Annotated in this window: 18 protein-coding genes; 1 reads left to right on the forward strand and 17 read right to left on the reverse strand. The window is 50.1% G+C overall.

Translation table 11 applies throughout. The features are described 5' to 3' along the window. Positions 1 to 135: 135 nt before the first annotated feature. From GWK09_RS04820 to GWK09_RS04835, 4 genes are all read right to left on the reverse strand, one after another. Positions 136 to 1485: an amidohydrolase family protein gene (locus GWK09_RS04820; RefSeq protein ID WP_163691862.1), complete on the reverse strand. Its 1350-nt coding sequence runs from the start codon at positions 1483 to 1485 to the stop codon at positions 136 to 138. Between the two features lie 24 nt (positions 1486 to 1509). Next, on the reverse strand, positions 1510 to 1875 hold the full coding sequence (locus GWK09_RS04825; protein ID WP_239530661.1) for a hypothetical protein: 366 nt from the start codon (positions 1873 to 1875) through the stop codon (positions 1510 to 1512). Between the two features lie 36 nt (positions 1876 to 1911). Continuing rightward, the gene (locus GWK09_RS04830; protein WP_163691863.1) at positions 1912 to 3249 is read right to left on the reverse strand and encodes an amidohydrolase family protein; all 1338 of its coding nucleotides are present in this window, start codon (positions 3247 to 3249) and stop codon (positions 1912 to 1914) included. Positions 3250 to 3510: 261 nt separating this feature from the next. After that, entirely contained in the window at positions 3511 to 4302 is a 792-nt protein-coding gene (locus GWK09_RS04835; RefSeq protein WP_163691864.1) for a DUF6090 family protein, read from the reverse strand. Positions 4303 to 4410: 108 nt separating this feature from the next. On the opposite strand from GWK09_RS04835, the gene hflX reads away from it, so the two are divergent. Then, a complete protein-coding gene (gene hflX / locus GWK09_RS04840) occupies positions 4411 to 5622 on the forward strand; it encodes a GTPase HflX (protein ID WP_163691865.1) in 1212 nt (403 codons plus the stop codon). 273 nt (positions 5623 to 5895) lie between these two features. On the opposite strand, the gene GWK09_RS04845 is transcribed toward hflX, so the two are convergent. The 13 genes from GWK09_RS04845 to GWK09_RS04905 all read right to left on the reverse strand — a co-directional run bounded on the left by GWK09_RS04845 (position 5896) and on the right by GWK09_RS04905 (position 17313). After that, on the reverse strand, positions 5896 to 6405 hold the full coding sequence (locus tag GWK09_RS04845; RefSeq protein WP_163691866.1) for a DUF2480 family protein: 510 nt from the start codon (positions 6403 to 6405) through the stop codon (positions 5896 to 5898). A gap of 24 nt (positions 6406 to 6429) precedes the next feature. Then, a complete protein-coding gene (locus tag GWK09_RS04850) occupies positions 6430 to 6756 on the reverse strand; it encodes a DUF59 domain-containing protein (protein WP_163691867.1) in 327 nt (108 codons plus the stop codon). A 7-nt stretch (positions 6757 to 6763) separates the two neighbouring features. Beyond that, positions 6764 to 7186, reverse strand: a complete 423-nt coding sequence (locus GWK09_RS04855; protein ID WP_163691868.1) for a SufE family protein — start codon at positions 7184 to 7186, stop codon at positions 6764 to 6766. 117 nt (positions 7187 to 7303) lie between these two features. Next, positions 7304 to 8530, reverse strand: a complete 1227-nt coding sequence (locus tag GWK09_RS04860) for an aminotransferase class V-fold PLP-dependent enzyme (protein ID WP_239530663.1) — start codon at positions 8528 to 8530, stop codon at positions 7304 to 7306. A 95-nt stretch (positions 8531 to 8625) separates the two neighbouring features. Then, the gene (locus tag GWK09_RS04865; protein WP_163691869.1) at positions 8626 to 9201 is read right to left on the reverse strand and encodes an outer membrane beta-barrel protein; all 576 of its coding nucleotides are present in this window, start codon (positions 9199 to 9201) and stop codon (positions 8626 to 8628) included. A 105-nt stretch (positions 9202 to 9306) separates the two neighbouring features. Further along, entirely contained in the window at positions 9307 to 9867 is a 561-nt protein-coding gene (locus GWK09_RS04870) for an outer membrane protein (RefSeq protein WP_163691870.1), read from the reverse strand. Between the two features lie 59 nt (positions 9868 to 9926). Then, the gene (locus tag GWK09_RS04875; RefSeq protein WP_163691871.1) at positions 9927 to 10496 is read right to left on the reverse strand and encodes an outer membrane beta-barrel protein; all 570 of its coding nucleotides are present in this window, start codon (positions 10494 to 10496) and stop codon (positions 9927 to 9929) included. Between the two features lie 100 nt (positions 10497 to 10596). After that, positions 10597 to 11913 carry a Fe-S cluster assembly protein SufD gene (gene sufD, locus GWK09_RS04880; RefSeq protein WP_163691872.1) on the reverse strand — a complete coding sequence of 439 codons (1317 nt, stop codon included), beginning with the start codon at positions 11911 to 11913 and terminating at the stop codon, positions 10597 to 10599. Between the two features lie 48 nt (positions 11914 to 11961). Beyond that, positions 11962 to 12714, reverse strand: coding sequence for a Fe-S cluster assembly ATPase SufC (gene sufC, locus GWK09_RS04885; protein ID WP_163691873.1), 753 nt, complete (start codon positions 12712 to 12714; stop codon positions 11962 to 11964). Positions 12715 to 12749: 35 nt separating this feature from the next. After that, positions 12750 to 14195 carry a Fe-S cluster assembly protein SufB gene (gene sufB / locus GWK09_RS04890; protein WP_163691874.1) on the reverse strand — a complete coding sequence of 482 codons (1446 nt, stop codon included), beginning with the start codon at positions 14193 to 14195 and terminating at the stop codon, positions 12750 to 12752. A gap of 17 nt (positions 14196 to 14212) precedes the next feature. After that, a complete protein-coding gene (locus GWK09_RS04895; protein ID WP_163691875.1) occupies positions 14213 to 14542 on the reverse strand; it encodes a HesB/IscA family protein in 330 nt (109 codons plus the stop codon). A 162-nt stretch (positions 14543 to 14704) separates the two neighbouring features. After that, entirely contained in the window at positions 14705 to 16048 is a 1344-nt protein-coding gene (locus tag GWK09_RS04900) for a hypothetical protein (RefSeq protein WP_163691876.1), read from the reverse strand. 8 nt (positions 16049 to 16056) lie between these two features. Then, the gene (locus GWK09_RS04905; protein WP_163691877.1) at positions 16057 to 17313 is read right to left on the reverse strand and encodes a choice-of-anchor B family protein; all 1257 of its coding nucleotides are present in this window, start codon (positions 17311 to 17313) and stop codon (positions 16057 to 16059) included. Positions 17314 to 17363: the final 50 nt, after the last annotated feature.

Genomic DNA, 17363 nt, shown 5'->3' on the forward strand with positions numbered 1-17363 from the left:
CAGGCCAGATCCGGTTAACCGGTTTGGTGAAACATTGCCGATCATGGTTCTTCCATTGCAGGAATATAGTACAGACTTTATAGAATCATAGGTAATCGCATACACATCAGGAAACAAAACGGTGTCCTGCCCTTTTTAGTCTTTTGCGATTCTCTTTTGAATACGACCATTTTTTATTACGGAATGAATGGCCATGGTATTGCGAATTTCGTCCAGGGGGTTTCTGTTAAGCAACACCAGATTTGCGATTTTCCCGACCTCTACAGACCCCAGACTATCCTGGGCCTGCATCATTACGGCGGCATTCAGGGTACCCATTATGAGGATCTCCATCCGGTCCATCCCTCCCAGTTCAAACAGCTGCATTTCTTCGTGCAGACTGTAGCCCGGAAGCACAAAGGTGCCCGTATCCGTGCCCAGGGCAAAACGGATCCCCTCCGCCTGCAGTCGCTGAATGTCTTCCACCTGGAAGGAGGCAATATCCCGTAACGCTACATCCTCTTTTTGGAAATAGTCTTTCCAAAAACCGATGTTGTCCTGAGATCGGGCGATATAGCCGGGATCATTCGCTTTCTCAAGGACTTCTTCCCCGAATACATCCTCCTGCCGAATAGCCTCCACCCATTCTGGAAACAGGGGGTATAAAAACCCCTTGTCGATCATAAGGGTAGTAATAAAGGAAGGCCTTACCTCCCGTATTTTCTGTACAAGAAGGGAGTCCCGCTCAAAATCGAGATCAATGCCCGTCCAGTGCACCATATTCTGTATCCCTGCATCCAGGGCCATCTCTAATTCTATGTTGTCTCCCACGTGGGCAAAGACCCGGGTTCCGTGCCGTGTCGCCTCTTTCTGAATTTTATTCAGGAAGGCTTGCGGGATGCGCTCTACCCAGGGGGGATGGGGACCGTCTTCAATGGTGACCTTTATTCCCACAATGGGATTTTGGCTTACTCGTTTTACCAGTTTTTCGATCTGCAGGGTGTCCTTCAGCAAGAATACGGATTGCCCATCGATCCAGTTTCCTCCATAGGTCTTCACCGGATGCCTGCCCTCCATGGTAAAATGCTGACTCGTATGAAAGACCACAGGGGCCGGAATACTGTCCTGCTGCCCGCGCTCCCGCATGGAGGCGTAATACTCATTCGTGCACAGACTCCCACCTGTGATCAGGATGGAGGTAACCCCGTAGTGGATATACCTCGGGAAATCTGTATCGAAATCATTCGTATGCACATGGCAGTCGAACAGGCCCGGGATCAAATATTTACCCGAACCATTGAGGGTCTCTTTCCCCTCTGCTTCCAGAACGGAGTCGATTTGGACAATCCTGCCATCCCGGATACCTACAGATATATCTTGCTGCATGGGCCTGCCCGTACCGTCAATGAGGTTGACGTTGGTGATGACCAGATCAAAAGGTTGGGGTTGCTCCTGCTCACAGGCGCACAAAAAGGACAAGACAAGTAGGAAAAAAAAGGTTCTCATCGCGTTGACTTTTTTCAATATCCCTTACTCCTGTTTTTTCTCAAATTCCACCCTGGCCATGGCTTTGCCCCCGGGCTCCGCATCAAAATACATTTCTGATCCTGCCAGAAGGGTCACCTTTTTGATCTCTCCAGCTGCCATGGGGATAGACTCTATGATTTCTCCTGCTTTTTGAATCCGGATAGAAAATGCAGTGTTCCCGATATTCTCAACAAGGGCAAAAGAGTCCTGGCCCAAAAAGGGGTTGATAGCCCCGTCCTGCCCCGGGCCCTTCCCGGCGATAGACATGCTCCTGCCGGGGTCGATTTCCAGGGTGTCCTGGGCTGAAGTGGTTTGATGTATCGAAAGGGTTGCCAGGAGGAAAAGGGTGCCGAGTAGTTGCGTTTTCATAGATCAGAAAGTTACATAATTGTTTTTATTGACGAATTAATTTTCACGTACCAGCCGACCGTTTTTAATGACCGCCTTGATGGTTTGCGTATTTCTGATATTTTCCAGGGGATTGTGTGAGAGAAGGAGCAGGTTGGCATAATACGTCTCACGTACCTGTCCCTGTCTTCCCAACGCAAAATAAGCTGCGGGGTTCACTGTGGCCGTCCGAAGCGCTTCCAGGGGGGTAAGTCCGGCTCCTTCTACCATCAGAAAGAGTTCCTCATGCAGGGAGTATCCGGGGAGGCCCCCTTCACATGCGGCATCAGAACCGGCCAACATCCCTATGTTCACAGTACTGAAGCGTTTTACCAGCCTGGACAGGGCCATCCACCACAGGGAATCTCCCTTTTGGTCCGGGGAGGCCATCCTGGCCCTCAGATGTGCCTGCATTCCTGCATTGACGGAAGGGGGCATTCGCTTGCGCAGGGGGTGATGGATCCATTGTTTATCCTCGTACCTCAAACGGGCATATTGCACGGCCATGGTGGGCGTAAACCAGGCCTTATTTAGTTGAAAAGCCCGTACCACCTCCTCCGCATCCGCTATCCAGGGCTGTACAAATTCCCGATCTTCCTCTGTATATCCATCGGCCTCCATAAATTGCTCCAATTCCAGGGAATCCCCGGTGAAACTATACAATAGCGGTTCGCGCATATGCTCAATGCTCTTTTGCCCCAGGTCAAGAATGTCCGACAGCAGAAAGGGTTCGGACACATGACCCGCAAAATCCAGGTGGTGTTGTTTGGCCAGGCGGGCTATTTCCTGATAGGATTCCCAGGGGATATCTTCATATACCTTGATGAAATCGACCTCATCCCTGAGGTTTTGCGCAAAGGCTTTCCCGACGTCCTCCTCAGTGGACACGGAATGGGCTGTGGGCCAGCCAGTTCTTGATAGTTGCCTGCCGGCAATCACTAGCTGAGGTCCTTCCAGGGTGCCTTCCTGTATGGCTTTCTTCCAGCAATTGAGGTGTGTGGGGCAAAGGGATTCGCACCCATCGGTCGGTCGTTGCACGCAGCCGCCCATATCCCGGACGCCGGTGATACCGTAATCCAGGAACATGGACAGGTAGGTGGAATCCTGTATATGCACATGCATGTCCCACAAACCAGGCATCAGATAATGGCCGGATCCCTCCAGGATTTTAGCAGCGGATCTGGAAGCCGAATGGGGGGCTGCGATCTCCACAATAAGGGAATCCCTGATCAGCACGTCTCTTCTTAAAATCACACCCGACTCCATGTCAATGACGTTTACATCCCGGATAAGCAGATCGAACTCGGGGGTGCAGGAGAGCAGAAGCAGGATAAAAAAAAGGACTTTAAATTTCATAGGCAACAGAAACACAACCGGAACGGGCCCTTTCCGGCTATAGACATGCTCCAGCCGGGGTCAATTTTCAGGGTGTCCTGGGCCAGGACGGCTTGTTGAATACAAACAGAGCAAAGGAGGAAAAAAATGACATGTTTCATGTGCTATACTGTTTTTCCTAAGTTAGAAAATAAGAAGAATCTTGAACGCGAGAGGCGGATACCGCAGTTAACAACAAATTCACAGTCTTCCTTATGTCTGTTTGTGACGGCCAGGCCTTCGTTATCTCATTTCTTCCTGGCATTTTTTAGACAATAAATTATGGGGTACTTCCATTAATTTGAGTATTTCCCCTAATACTTGCTTGTTTCTGTCGACCATAGTGGCGTTAAAAACCAGCATGAGTTGAAAGTCTTTGTAATACGGACTATTCGAATCATTCGTCCAATCTGTATCCGGCAAGGTCTTAACAATCTCTTCTCCTAGTAAGGTGTTCACATAATTAAAATCCGCCAAACCAAATTCAATGGACGAATTAACCAGTTCAAAAGCCTGCTTAGAGGCTTCCTGTCCATTTTGCTGAAGGTGGGTAACTTTGTTTTCCAATTCACTATAAAACTGAACCAGACTATTTTTGATTTCGGCATCCTTTAAAAGCCTTACGTTACCTGAAGAGACCAGATCTTTATAGGTAACGTTTCGCGGCACGAATGCTTCCCCCCGGAAAGCCTCCAGAAACTTATTCAGAAGATATCTCTTGTCCTGTTCTCCAGCATCCAGTTCTAGCAATATTTCTTTTGATACCTTGATCCTTTGGTCTGAGGCTGCCATGAGTTCCTTAATCTTGGTATAGTCCAGATTTAGATCATCCAATACCAGACAATAATATTGGTTCTCTGATGTACTGTTTTTTCTTTCTTCATTCCAGTTATTGATCCCCAAGGCGATCAGGATCCCAATGACCACCAGGAATATTTCTCCCAATGCATACAACAGATATTTAGTGACTTTATTTTCAGTCCCGATAGCTACCTGGAGTAACTGTTGACGAATCTGTCTGAAAAATGGTATCATCGATGGTTGGTTATTTCAAATAGGCCTACTAATATAATTCCAAAATACTACTTTGTCCCGTGAAAAATGCTTCGCAATTACCATCTCTAGTTTTCGTAATTTTGCCCCATGCTGGAAAAGAAGACCATAGACCATGAAAAGGCGGTCCTGATCGGGATCATCAACAAAGAACAGGACGAGGAGACCGTTACCGAATACCTGGACGAGCTGGAGTTCCTCACCTACACGGCCGGGGGAGAGGTGATCAAACGCTTTGTTCAAAAGGTGGATATCCCCAACCCCAAGACCTTTATCGGCAGCGGAAAGATGGACGAGGTGGAGGCTTTTGTCAAGGAACACGAGGTGGGCTCCGTCATCTTTGACGACGAGCTTACCCCCGTACAGCAGCGCAATATAGAAAAGCAGCTCCGCTGCAAGATCCTGGACCGCACCGGACTTATCCTCGACATCTTTGCCCAGCGGGCCCAGACCAGCTACGCCCGCACCCAGGTGGAACTCGCCCAGTACGAATACCTCCTGCCCCGCCTTACCGGGCTGTGGACCCACCTCGAACGCCAGCGCGGGGGGATCGGGATGAGAGGCCCCGGGGAGACGGAAATAGAAACGGACAGGCGGATCGTGAGGGACCGTATCGCCCTTCTTAAAAAGAAACTCACCAAGATAGACCGGCAAATGGAGACCCAGCGGGGGAACCGGGGTTCCCTGGTACGGGTGGCCTTAGTGGGGTATACCAACGTGGGGAAGTCGACCCTCATGAACGTGATCAGCAAGAGCAACGTCTTTGCCGAGAACAAGCTCTTTGCCACCTTGGACACGACCGTACGCAAGGTGGTGATTGGCAACCTCCCCTTTTTGCTGAGCGATACCGTGGGGTTTATCCGCAAGCTGCCCACCCAGCTGGTGGAAAGCTTTAAGGGCACCCTGGACGAGGTGCGGGAAGCAGACCTCCTACTCCACGTGGTGGATATCTCCCACCCCAATTTTGAGGACCATATCGATTCGGTCAACCAGGTGCTGAGCGAGATCGGCTGTGCCAATAAAGAGACCATGATGGTCTTTAACAAGATCGACCTCTACCGGCCGGAAGTGATCGCCGAGGATGACCTTACCACCGAGCGGACAGAGAAACACATGACCCTGGAGGAATGGGAGAATACCTGGATGAGACGGATGGGAGGCAATGCCCTCTTTATCTCTGCCCTGAACAAGGAGAACCTGGACGAATTCAAACAACGGGTCTACAGGGCCGTCAGGGAGATCCATGTCACCCGTTTCCCTTACAACAACTTTTTGTACCCGGAAAACCTGGATGCCTATTAGGTATTTCCGGATTTCAGGGTGTTGTTCATCGGAGATATTGACCCTTCATAAGACACACCACAAATTCCCCGCAGTTTACAACATGAATTTGGCATAAAGGATCTCTGTATTTACTTTTACAGTGTAGTTAAGTGTAAGTGTTTATCCCCAAATCCTACCCTGAACTATTTCTTAGTGTTCATTTCCCCAAATCGACACCAGGAACCAGAGAGTGAACATTTGAAAATTTCGAATGTAGACCTGCAAAAATCCCGGCCAATTGGCCGGGATTTTTTATTTCTTCTTCTTATAAAGGGGGACGGAGGAACAGGCTTCCCCGTACATCACGCTTTTGGCTACCCCCTGTAGTTTCTGAGTAGCCCAGATATAGGCGTTGGGAGGTACCGGCTTGTCTGAGCAGCCTTTGATGATCACCGGTTTGTCCTTCAGGCCAGACACGTCCAGCCTGTCCAGCACCTGCTGGTACAAAATGGTCTCTAAAAGTTCCAGATCGCCTTGCACCACCTGGGCCGCATAGGGTTGCAGATACGTAGTTACCAGCATAAATGCCCAACCGGGCACAATGGCCTCTGTAGAACAGTGAAGGGCCACAAAAGCGTCCTGGTACTGCTGCCAGTCGTGCTCCGCGACATAGGTCCTGAATTCCTTTTCCCTGAGGATGATCCCTTCCATCAGCCAGGGGCTGATATCGAGGCCCATGCGTTTCCCTTTTGGATAGAAGTCCTCCAGGTTAAAAGTGACCAGGGCACTCGAACTCACACGGTTTACGATCTCTTCAGACATAGGGTGAAAATTCCGGGGCCATGCTTACAGCAGGCCCAGTTCCAGCTTGGCTTCTTCGCTCATCAGGTCCTGACTCCAGGGCGGATCAAAGGTGATCTCCACCTCCGCGTCCCTGACCACGTCCAGGGACCTCACCTTTTCTTCCACCTCCACGGGGAGGGTCTCTGCCACTGGGCAGTTCGGGGAGGTAAGGGTCATCAGGATCTTGACCTCCTGGTCCTCGTTCACGAAGACGTCATAGATCAGACCCAGTTCGTAAATATCCACAGGGATCTCGGGATCGTAAATGGTCTTCAGCACCCTTACGATCTTCTCTCCCAGTTCCTGTGTATCTATTGCGGTATCGCTCATCTTTGGTTCAATTTAATTGGGTTTGGTAGGCCACGGCATACAGTTTTAACTGCTTGATCATGCTTACGAGTCCGTTGGCACGGGTGGGCGAAAGGTGTTCCTTTAACCCGATCTCATCGATGAATTTCGTGTCGGCCTCAATGATATCCCTGGGTTTCTGGTGGCTGAACGCCCGTATCAATATGGCTATGATCCCCTTGGTGATGATGGCATCGCTGTCTGCGGTAAATACCAGCTCATCCCCTTCCAGTTCGGCATGCACCCAGACCTTGCTCTGGCAGCCTTTGATAATATGGTCCTCAGTCTTGTATTCTTCTTTGATCAGAGGCAGGGATTTCCCCAGTTCGATCATATACTCATACCGCTGCATCCAGTCGTCGAACATGGAAAACTCTTCTACGATCTCCTTTTGTATCTCTGGTATGCTCATGCTTTCTCTTTTGTCGCAAAAATACGATAAGTAATCCTGTCTTTCAACCGTTCCGGTCAATAGTGCCTGTTCCCGATCCACGGTCCTGCATCTGGTTGACCAATATCAGACCTGTGCTCAGACGAGCATTTGCCTGGCCCGTTCCAGGGCTTCCGCAAAGCGGTCTATTTCTTCTTTGGTATTGTAAAAACTGAAGCTCGCCCTGATGGTACCCGGGATCTGGAAGAAATCCATCACGGGCTGAGCACAATGGTGGCCGGTACGCACGGCGATCCCCATTTTATCCAGCAGGGTACCCATGTCATAGGGGTGTACCCCCCGGATGTTAAAGGAAATGACGGCCGTCTTCTGTTTTGCTTTCCCATAGAACTGCATCCCTTCTATTCGGGACAGTTTTTCGGTAGCATAGGCCAGGAGTTCATGCTCGTACCGGTCAATGGCCTCCAGCCCTATGGAATTGAGGTAGTCTATGGCCGCCCCAAAAGCGATCCCTCCACAAATGTTGGGGGTACCCGCTTCAAATTTATAGGGCAGGTCTGCATAGGTGGTCTTCGCAAAGGTCACCTCGGCGATCATCTCGCCCCCACCCTGGTAGGGTGGCAATTTCTTCAGCCATTCTTGTTTCCCGTACAACATCCCTATCCCGGTTGGACCGTACAGTTTGTGAGCCGATGCCGTGTAGAAATCCACATCCAGCCTTTGTACATCCACCTTCAGGTGGGGGGATGACTGGGCCCCGTCTACCAGAACCGCTGCTCCGACCTCATGGGCCATGGGGATGATCTCTTCTATAGGGTTGATGGTGCCCAGGGCATTGGAGACGTGGTTGCAGACCACCAGTTTGGTCTTGTCAGACAACAGGTTTTCATACTCCTCCATGACTAATACGCCATCCTGATCCATGGGGATCACCTTCAATACGGCCCCGGTGCGCTCACAGAGCATCTGCCAGGGCACGATGTTGGAGTGGTGCTCCATGGCCGAAACCAGGATCTCATCCCCTTTTCCGACAAAGGCGGTAAAACCATTGGCTACCAAATTGATGCTGTGGGTGGTCCCGGAGGTAAAGATGATCTCGTGGGCGTGGGCAGCGTTGAAGAACTGCTGTATCTTCTTTCTGCCTCCTTCGTAGGCTTCCGTGGCCTCCTGGGCCAGGGCGTGAACCCCCCGGTGGATGTTCGCGTTATACCGGCTGTAGTAATCCACGATGGTGTCGATCACCTGTTTGGGCGTCTGGGAGGTGGCTGCATTGTCAAAATAGACCAGTGGATTTCCATTCACCTTCCTGTTGAGGATGGGGAAGTCCTTTCTTATTGTGGCTATATCGAGCATTGTTTTTTCCATGACACACAAAGATACCGAAGCCTGTTGTATTTACTAGGCCGGAAACATAATATTTAGCAGTCGGGCCATAACTATTATGAATATCTGGCGGGTGATCAAAACCGCACCCCGATCCCCATTTTTAGTAAACTGGCATTGCCGTAAAAGTCTCCAGGTATTGCGATATGGTCGAACTGTACTTTGAGGAACCAGTCCCTGAAGACGTCCATGCTGGCCCCAACATTTAGGTTGAATCCCCCTCGCGTATCAGATCCATCCAAGGGTTCAGACATGAACGTTCCTTTTGCCTTGTATCTTTGCCAGGAATATCCAACTCCAAGAGACCATCTCAATTTTTCGATTCCCGGAGTTTCCGTCTCGAGGAAGAAGCGGGGCTGAATGAAAAGATCGCTTTGGCGGAAATCGTATTCCATTTCCCCGTTTGCACTTCCGGTCGTAAATTGCGTTCGGGAAGCAAAAAGGGAGGTGTTAAACGATCCCCCAAGTTTTAATCTTCCGACCTCAGCGAACCTGTATTGGACCCCGAGATCGAGAATTCCCCTGCCGTCGTTCGCAAATTCATTGCCCACAGAGACCGGATAACTAGTTTCGATGCTCCAGGCCTCGTCCTGGGCACTCAGGGTGTAGCCAAACAATACAAAAAGGAAGGGAAAGAGTAGTTGTTTTCTCATGATGGTGTTGTTTTTGGAGTTTATTAAGGGTTATGTTTAAAGTTGAAAAATAAATACATGGCCGAGGGCTGGGTGATTTGGGTTTTCCGTTGGGCCATAGACCGGCTAAAATCGGAATCCCCCACGCAGTTTAAGGAAGCCGGAATTCCCATCTACTGCCTCCCCGGATAAAAAGGGTTGGTCGAATGAAGACTGTATGCGGAGATTGGGGGTAACGTCATAGATCAGCCCGGCATCCAGATTCAGCCCGTCTGCCCAGGCATCCCCACCCTGCAGGCGCCCGTTCTCATCAAAGAAAGTCGGTTTCCCTCTGGAATATAGCCAGGCCCATCCCACACCTCCGGTGAATGATAAATTCCCGTTCCGGGTAAGTGGAACTTCAGCAAAAAGCCTGGGCTTAAAAAAGTATTCCTGGTATTCGCCCTCCTGGTCTGGTCTGAGGGTTGTGGCAAAGCGGGAGCCATCCGCCGACAGTCCGAAAGTGACCTTTCCCACCTGTACAAACCGGTAATTAACCCGCAATCCTAGCGTCCCCTCATTGGATAAGGCAAAAGGATGGTTGAAGGAAATGGGATCAATCACTTCAATGCTCCATGTATTTTCCTGGGCCCTTTGCGTTAAGCTCATAAACATAGCGAGAATTGGAATAAGTAGTTGTTTTCTCATGGTCAGGGTGTTTTATGTTAGAGGTTGCTAATGCCTTTAGGAAGAGATTCTCCGGAAGGTCAGAATCGGAATCCTCCTCCCACCTTGATCAGGCCGATATTCCTGTCTGAGGCAACCCCTGATAAAAACATGAGATCGTATTGAGTTTGTACAAAGATACTCGGGGTGATATCGTACGTCAGCCCGACATTCAGGTTCAGGCCATCTGCCCATTCTTCCCCTCCCTCAACTCGTCCGAACTCATTTAAGAAAGCCACTCCTCCTTTGGAATACAACCAGGTCCACCCTATACCTCCGGATAAACGGAACTTTCCGTTTTGCGACAACGGTACTTCTGCAAAAAGCCTGGGCTGGAAAAAGAAATCCCGGTATTTTAATTCCTGAACCGGGTCGGAATCATTGATTACGGTGGTGGCAAAGCGGGTCCCATCCAATGAAACTCCCAAAGTAAACTTTCCCTCCTGTACAAAGCGATATTTGACCCCAACTCCTATCGTCCCCTCGTTCGAGGAGGGAAAGGCATCGTTGACGGAAACGGGGTAGCTGACTTCAATGCTCCATTTTTTGTCCTGTGCACTGGTAGAAAGCACACATACAAGTAGTAGTACGCAAGTTATGGATCGAATCATGGCTGAGTTTTTTGGCTTAGTTTGATTTCCTAAGCTAATCAACCATTCTATCCACCTCTTTTAAAAGAAAGTTAATTAAGAATGTTTTAGCAGAATTCCCTTACAGGTCGAACCCAAGCCTTACGCCCAGCTTGTTGGCGATGAGCTTGTTGATCCGTTTTTTCAATTCGGGCAGGCGCACACTCTCCAGTACGTTGTTCGCAAAGGCGTACATAAGAAGTGCGGTAGCCTCTTTGCGGGGGATGCCCCTCGACTGGAGGTAGAACAAAGCGTCCTCATCCAGCTGGCCTATGGTACAGCCGTGGGAACACTTCACATCATCCGCAAAAATCTCCAGCTGGGGCTTTGTATTGATGGTAGCCTGGTCGCTGATCAGCACATTGTTGTTCTGCTGAAAGGCGTTGGTCTTCTGGGCGATCTTATCTACGATGATCTTCCCGTTGAACACTCCTGTAGAACGTTCCCCGAATATACCTTTGTAATCCTGATGGCTTTCGCAATTAGGCTGGGTGTGGTGCACCAGGGTATGGTGGTCTACGTGCTGTTTTTCTCCCAGGATGGTCACCCCTTTGAGGGTCGATTCAATATGTTCCCCGTGCTGGTAGAAGTTGAGGTTGTTTCGCGTGAGTTTACCCCCGAAGGAAAAGGTGTGTACGTTCACCGAACTCTTGTCTTTCTGGGCGATATAGGTATTGTCGATCAGTGTGGCATCCTCGCTGTCATTCTGTACCTTGTAATAATCCACGATAGCGCTTTGTGCGGCGAAGATCTCGGTGACACAATTGGTCAGGACCGGATTATGGGTTAGGCTCTGATGCCTTTCGATGACCTGGAGTTCAGCATTCTCCTCGACAATGATGAGGTTCCTGGGCTGCAGCATGAGAGAGGCCTCGTTCCCGGTGGCGAAATGTATGATCTCAACCGGTTTTTTAGGGGCTTTGTTCTTTGGAATATAGATGTAAGCGCCCTCCCGGCTAAAGGCCGTGTTCAGGGTAGTGAGTGACTCCTCCCTGGAAGCCGCCTTATTGAAATATACGTCTATGACCTGTTTGTACATCGGCTTGGTAAGGGCAGAGCTCATCAGGCAGATATCGACCCCGTCATGGGTGGTCTCCGAGAGATAGGAGCTATAGATCCCGTCGATGAACACGATCTTGTAGGTGTCGATCTCATGGAGGAAATACTTCTTTACCTGATGGTACTCCAGGGCATTCTCCTCCTTGGGGAAGATGCTGAAGTCGGTTTTCAGGATACTGTTCAGAGAAGTGTATTTCCAGGCTTCTTCCTTTTTGGAAGGGAATCCTTTGGCCTCAAAATTCTTGATCGCCTCGGTCCGAATATCGTGAATGGGGTGTTCCACATCCACGTAGTTCTCGAAAGCCATGAAGGACGATACCAGTTTTTCCTTTAGATCCATTGTGATTTTCTCTCGTTTAGGACAGGCAAAGCCCGTCTTTACCTTAATTTATGCTACCGTTTCTTTCTTCAGCCAGTCGTATCCCTTGTCTTCCAGCTCCAGGGCCAGTTCTTTGGTGCCCGACTTAACGATCTTCCCGTCGTGGATCACGTGCACAAAATCGGGGATGATGTATTCCAGGAGACGCTGATAGTGGGTGATCACGATCACTGCGTTGTCCTTGCTCTTTAATTTGTTGACCCCGTTGGCCACGATTCGGAGCGCATCGATATCGAGGCCGGAATCCGTCTCGTCAAGGATGGCGAGCTTGGGCTCGAGCATAGCCATCTGGAAGATCTCATTCCTCTTCTTTTCTCCTCCCGAAAAACCCTCATTCAGAGAACGGGACAGGAACTTCCTGTCTATGTCCAGCAATTCGGATTTCTCCCGGATCAACTTCAGCATCTCGTTGGCAGGCATATCGTCCATACCCCTTGCCTTTCGGGATTCGTTGATGGCTGTTTTCATGAAATTGGTCACGGAGACGCCGGGTATTTCCACCGGGTACTGGAAAGAGAGAAAGATCCCCTTGTGGGCGCGTTCTTCCGGAGACACCTCTTCCAGGTCTTCTCCTTCAAAGTTGATAGAGCCTTTGGTAATCTCGAAGTCTTCCTTCCCTGCAATAACCGATGCAAGGGTACTTTTTCCGGAACCGTTAGGTCCCATTATGGCGTGCACTTCCCCGGGTTTTACCTCCAGGTTGATCCCTTTCAGGATTTCCTTATCCTCTACTCCGGCATGCAGATCCTTAATTGTCAACATAATATGATCGTTTTTCTTCTGTTCTTGTTTTGTATTTATCCTACTGAGCCCTCCAGGCTGATCTCCAGTAATTTCTGAGCTTCCACGGCAAATTCCATGGGAAGTTTATTCAGTACTTCCTTGCTGAACCCATTGACGATCAGGGCGATGGCCTTTTCGGTATCGATCCCCCTCTGGTTGCAGTAGAAGATCTGATCTTCCCCGATCTTGCTGGTGGTCGCCTCGTGTTCTACCTGTGCTGTTTTGTTCTTCGCCTCTATGTAGGGAAAGGTATGTGCCCCGCACTCGTTCCCCATCAGGAGGGAATCGCACTGGGAAAAGTTCCGGGCGTTCTCGGCCCTGCTGTTGATCTGTACAAGACCCCTGTAGCTGTTCTGGGATTTTCCGGCGGAGATCCCTTTTGAAATGATCGTACTCCTGGTGTTCTTTCCGAGATGGATCATCTTGGTACCCGTATCGGCCTGCTGAAAGTTGTTCGTGACCGCGATGGAGTAGAATTCCCCAATGGAATTATCCCCTTTCAGAATACATGAAGGATATTTCCAGGTGATAGCAGATCCGGTCTCCACCTGTGTCCATGAGATCTTTGCATTGCGCTCGCAAATGCCCCTCTTGGTCACAAAGTTGTAAACCCCGCCTTTTCCTTCCTTGTCTCCCGGGAACCAGTTCTGAACGGTGGAGTACTTGATCTCGGCATCGTCCAGGGCGATGAGTTCCACCACGGCAGCGTGCAATTGGTTCTCGTCCCTGGAGGGGGCTGTACATCCTTCGAGATAGCTCACATAGCTTCCCTTATCTGCTATGACCAGGGTCCGTTCGAACTGCCCGGTCCCAGCTTGATTGATTCTGAAATAGGTCGAGAGTTCCATGGGGCACCTCACCCCTTTCGGGATATAACAGAAAGATCCGTCTGAAAAGACCGCAGAATTCAGGGCCGCGTAAAAATTGTCCTTGGGAGGTACCACAGAACCGATGTATTTCCTGACCAGCTCAGGGTGTTCTTTGATAGCCTCAGAGATGGAACAAAAGATGATCCCTTTCTCGGCTAGCGTCTTTTTGAAGGTAGTAGCTACGGAGACTGAATCCATAACGATATCCACCGCCACTCCAGCGAGTTTTTTCTGCTCGTCCAGGGAGATCCCCAGTCTTTTGAAGGTGTCGAGCAATTGCGGGTCTACTTCGTCCAGGCTGTTGTACTTGGGCTTTTTGTTTGGTGCCGAATAATAACTGATGTCCTGAAAATCTGGTTTCTTGTAGTGGATATTGGCCCACTCAGGCTCCACCATTTCCTTCCAGCCTTTGTAGGCTTCGAGTCTCCACAGGGTCATCCATTCGGGCTCTTCCTTCTTTTTGGAAAGGGCTATCACCACCTCCTCACTCAGTCCCTTGGGAAATGTGTCCGACTCTATGTCCGTATAGAAACCATATTCGTATTCTTTGGTCTCCAGTTCTTTCTTTAATTCTTCCTCAGTATATGCCATATGCTGTGTTCTTCTGATTAAAGGGAGAAACTCTCTCCGCAACCGCAGGTACGCTGGGCGTTCGGATTGTTGAATACAAATCCCTTCCCGTTGAGTCCGCCCGAATATTCCAAGGTGGTTCCCACCAGGTAGAGAAAACTCTTTTTATCGACGAGGATGCGCACGTCATTGTCCTCGAAGATCTTGTCGGTATCGTTGATCTGGTTGTCGAACCTGAGCTCATAGGACAGGCCGCTGCAACCTCCGCTCTTGACACCCACCCGCACGTAGTCTTTGGAGAGGTCGAATCCCTCCTCTGTCATAAGGGCGGTCACCTTTTTTTTAGCCGTTTCTGATACTTTGATCATCTTAATTGGACTTATTCTAAATAGTTTACAAATATACACTAAATGCGGGGGATTCAAACAGATCCTAACATTATAATAACATATATGAGGATCAGTCTTTTCTATGTTCCAGATCAAGAAAAACTAGAAGGAAGTAGAGGGTGTTTGGATGATAGGAAAAAGTTATTCTATCCGGATCATGATGAGATCGGTGCCGCCCCGGTTTTGAAGAGGAAACAGATCGGAACTTTTAGACTCTCCGACCACAAGGATGGCACCATCGGAGGTTTCCATGGTATCAAAGCCAAAATCGAGGTCCGTACCCCCGAATGCCTGTGCCCATACCAGCGCTCCCCTGCTGTCGACCTTCAGGATCCAGAGGTCGTTCTCCCCCGCATTGGTATTGAGGTCCTGGTCACTGCTCCTAGAATTTCCCGCGATCACAAACCCTCCATCCCGGGTAGGGCGGATGGACTCCGCTGCGTCAAATCCCGAACCCCCATAGGTCCTTTCCCACAGCAATTCTCCCTGTGCGTTGATCCGGATCACCCAGATATCGGATTCTCCGTGCGAGGCAGATACGTCTCCATCGCTGCTGATCGTACTGCCGGTGATCACATATCCCCCGTCTTCGGTTTGGGCAATATCCTGGGCGATGTCTATGCCGGTTCCGCCATAGGAGTGTTCCCAGATCAATTCCCCGGCCTCGCTTACTTTCACCACCCAGAAATCGTAGGATCCCCTGGGATCGGAGATATCGAAGTCATCGCTTTCGGAAAACCCGGCCATCACATATCCGCCGTCATGGGCCCTGGTTACGGCATGGGCGCGGTCGTTGTTGGTCCCCCCGAAATAGGTCCTCCATTCAATCTCTCCCTGGGAGTTGAGTTTGGTCCCCCAGAATTCACCCACCCCGTGTCTGGTCAGGGAATAGGCCTTTTCCGTATACCCATCGGCCCGGGCTGAGGTTATATCCAGAAAACCTGCAAAGAAGAGTCCGCCTGTTTCAGTTTCCACCAGGTCATAGCTGTGGTCATGGCCCGAAAAGCCAAAACTCTTTTCCCAAAGAAGTGTACCCTGACGGTCGACCTTCAACACCCAATTGTCATGGAAGCCTTCGTTATTGCTCGCATCCCCGTCATCACTCATGGCATAGCCCGTGATCGCGAAGCCCCCGTCAGAGGTCTGGATGACTGCCTGCCCCTGGTCGTCCTTAGAGCCTCCGTAGGTCCTGGACCACTCTACATTGCCATTCCGGTCGGTCTTGAGGAGCCAGTAGTCGTTGACATTGGCCGACTTATGTTGGAGGTCTCCATCTGTACTATTGGAAAAACCGAGCACGGCAAATCCCCCATCATCTGTTTGGACCACAGAGCGTGGCGTATCGTCCCCTGAGCCTCCGAAAGAACGGATCCAGGCTACCTCCCCTTTGAATTCGGGAAATTCCTCGACGGGATCAGACATCTGGTCATAGGAGCATCCCGAAAGGGCCAGGATCAAGCTGAGGTATCCTATATTTTTGCGCATGATGCTCGTTAGTTGGATGGGGCAATCACAAAGAAACCGGAATTGATGTCATTCAGGATGATCTTGCCACTCTGAAAGTAGGGATATACGCTCCAGACACCGTTGAAAGAGGCACTGTTGCCAGAGGGGAAACTGTCAAAATACCCCGTCTCGGTGATCGTCCCACCGGGGAGGTTGGTAATGTCGAGCATACGTACCCCCGCCGTGTAGTTGGCGAGGTAATAGGTGTTCCCCTTCACATACCCATTGTGATCAATAGCCGATGTGGTCCCTGTATAAGTAGTGAGAAGTACCGGCGCATCCAGATCGAGCAGGTCAAAGACCAGGGTCCTGGAATTAAAGCCGAAATTGATCTCATCCAGTTCGTCCCCGAGGATAAAATACCGCTGGTCTTCCGTGAACCACCCCTGGTGGGTATAACCAATATTGGAATACTGTATGGTAGAAATCCCTGCAGGATTCTGCTTGTCTGTCACGTCCACGACCACTACTGCGTTCTCATTGGCCCCGATAAAGATCTCTCTCCCTGTATAATCAGGATCAGGACCTTGGTAGAGCACTACCTGGGCGTCATGGGAGTATCCGTTGTCGCCGTAACCCCCGGCAGCCGTCGGGTTCATGGGATCCTGTATGTCGATAAAATGTGCTCCTCCATTGTAAAGGTCTCCCCTGTCTGTCCCCACGGCATAGGCGTAGCCCGTTTCTTCGTTGATGACGAGATTATGAGAGTTTCCAAAACCTGTGTAGCGTGTATCTGCAGAGAAGGTAGCGGGGGTGTTGCTCACGGACAAGAGCTTGCGAAGGTCAAATACCTGCATGCCATGGCCCGCAGCTTCGGAACCGATAAACGCGTAGTCACCATATACCTTGATATCCCTCCAGGCACTGGAGGTGGTAGCTGTAAGCAGTTTACCCAGATAGACCAGGTTTTCCGTATCCGTGATCTCCACAAAGGCCGTACCGTTGTTCAGGCCAATCAGGGCGAATTCCCGGGAAGAGGCAGTGTCTGTCCACCCCCAGATATCATTCCCTGCGGTAGCGCCAAGGCTGCTCAGACTCAACCGTCCCAGCAGGTCGTATCCCTGGCAGGGATAAGCGCCGGCAAAGCCATTCTCACAGGGAATAAAATTGGTCCCCGGATCAACGGGGTCTTCCACTGGGGGATCATCAACGGGATCGATAACAACGAGGTCTGGTCCTGTATCATCATTTTTTGAACAGGCCAGAAAGATGAGTAAAATGAAAAAAGGGAGGGATCTTTTCATAGCAGTCTGATTTGGGAAGGTGTACTTTTTATGGTAAAGATACGATTTCT

This window comes from Muriicola jejuensis (genome assembly GCF_010671595.1).
Lineage (GTDB): Bacteria > Bacteroidota > Bacteroidia > Flavobacteriales > Flavobacteriaceae > Muriicola > Muriicola jejuensis.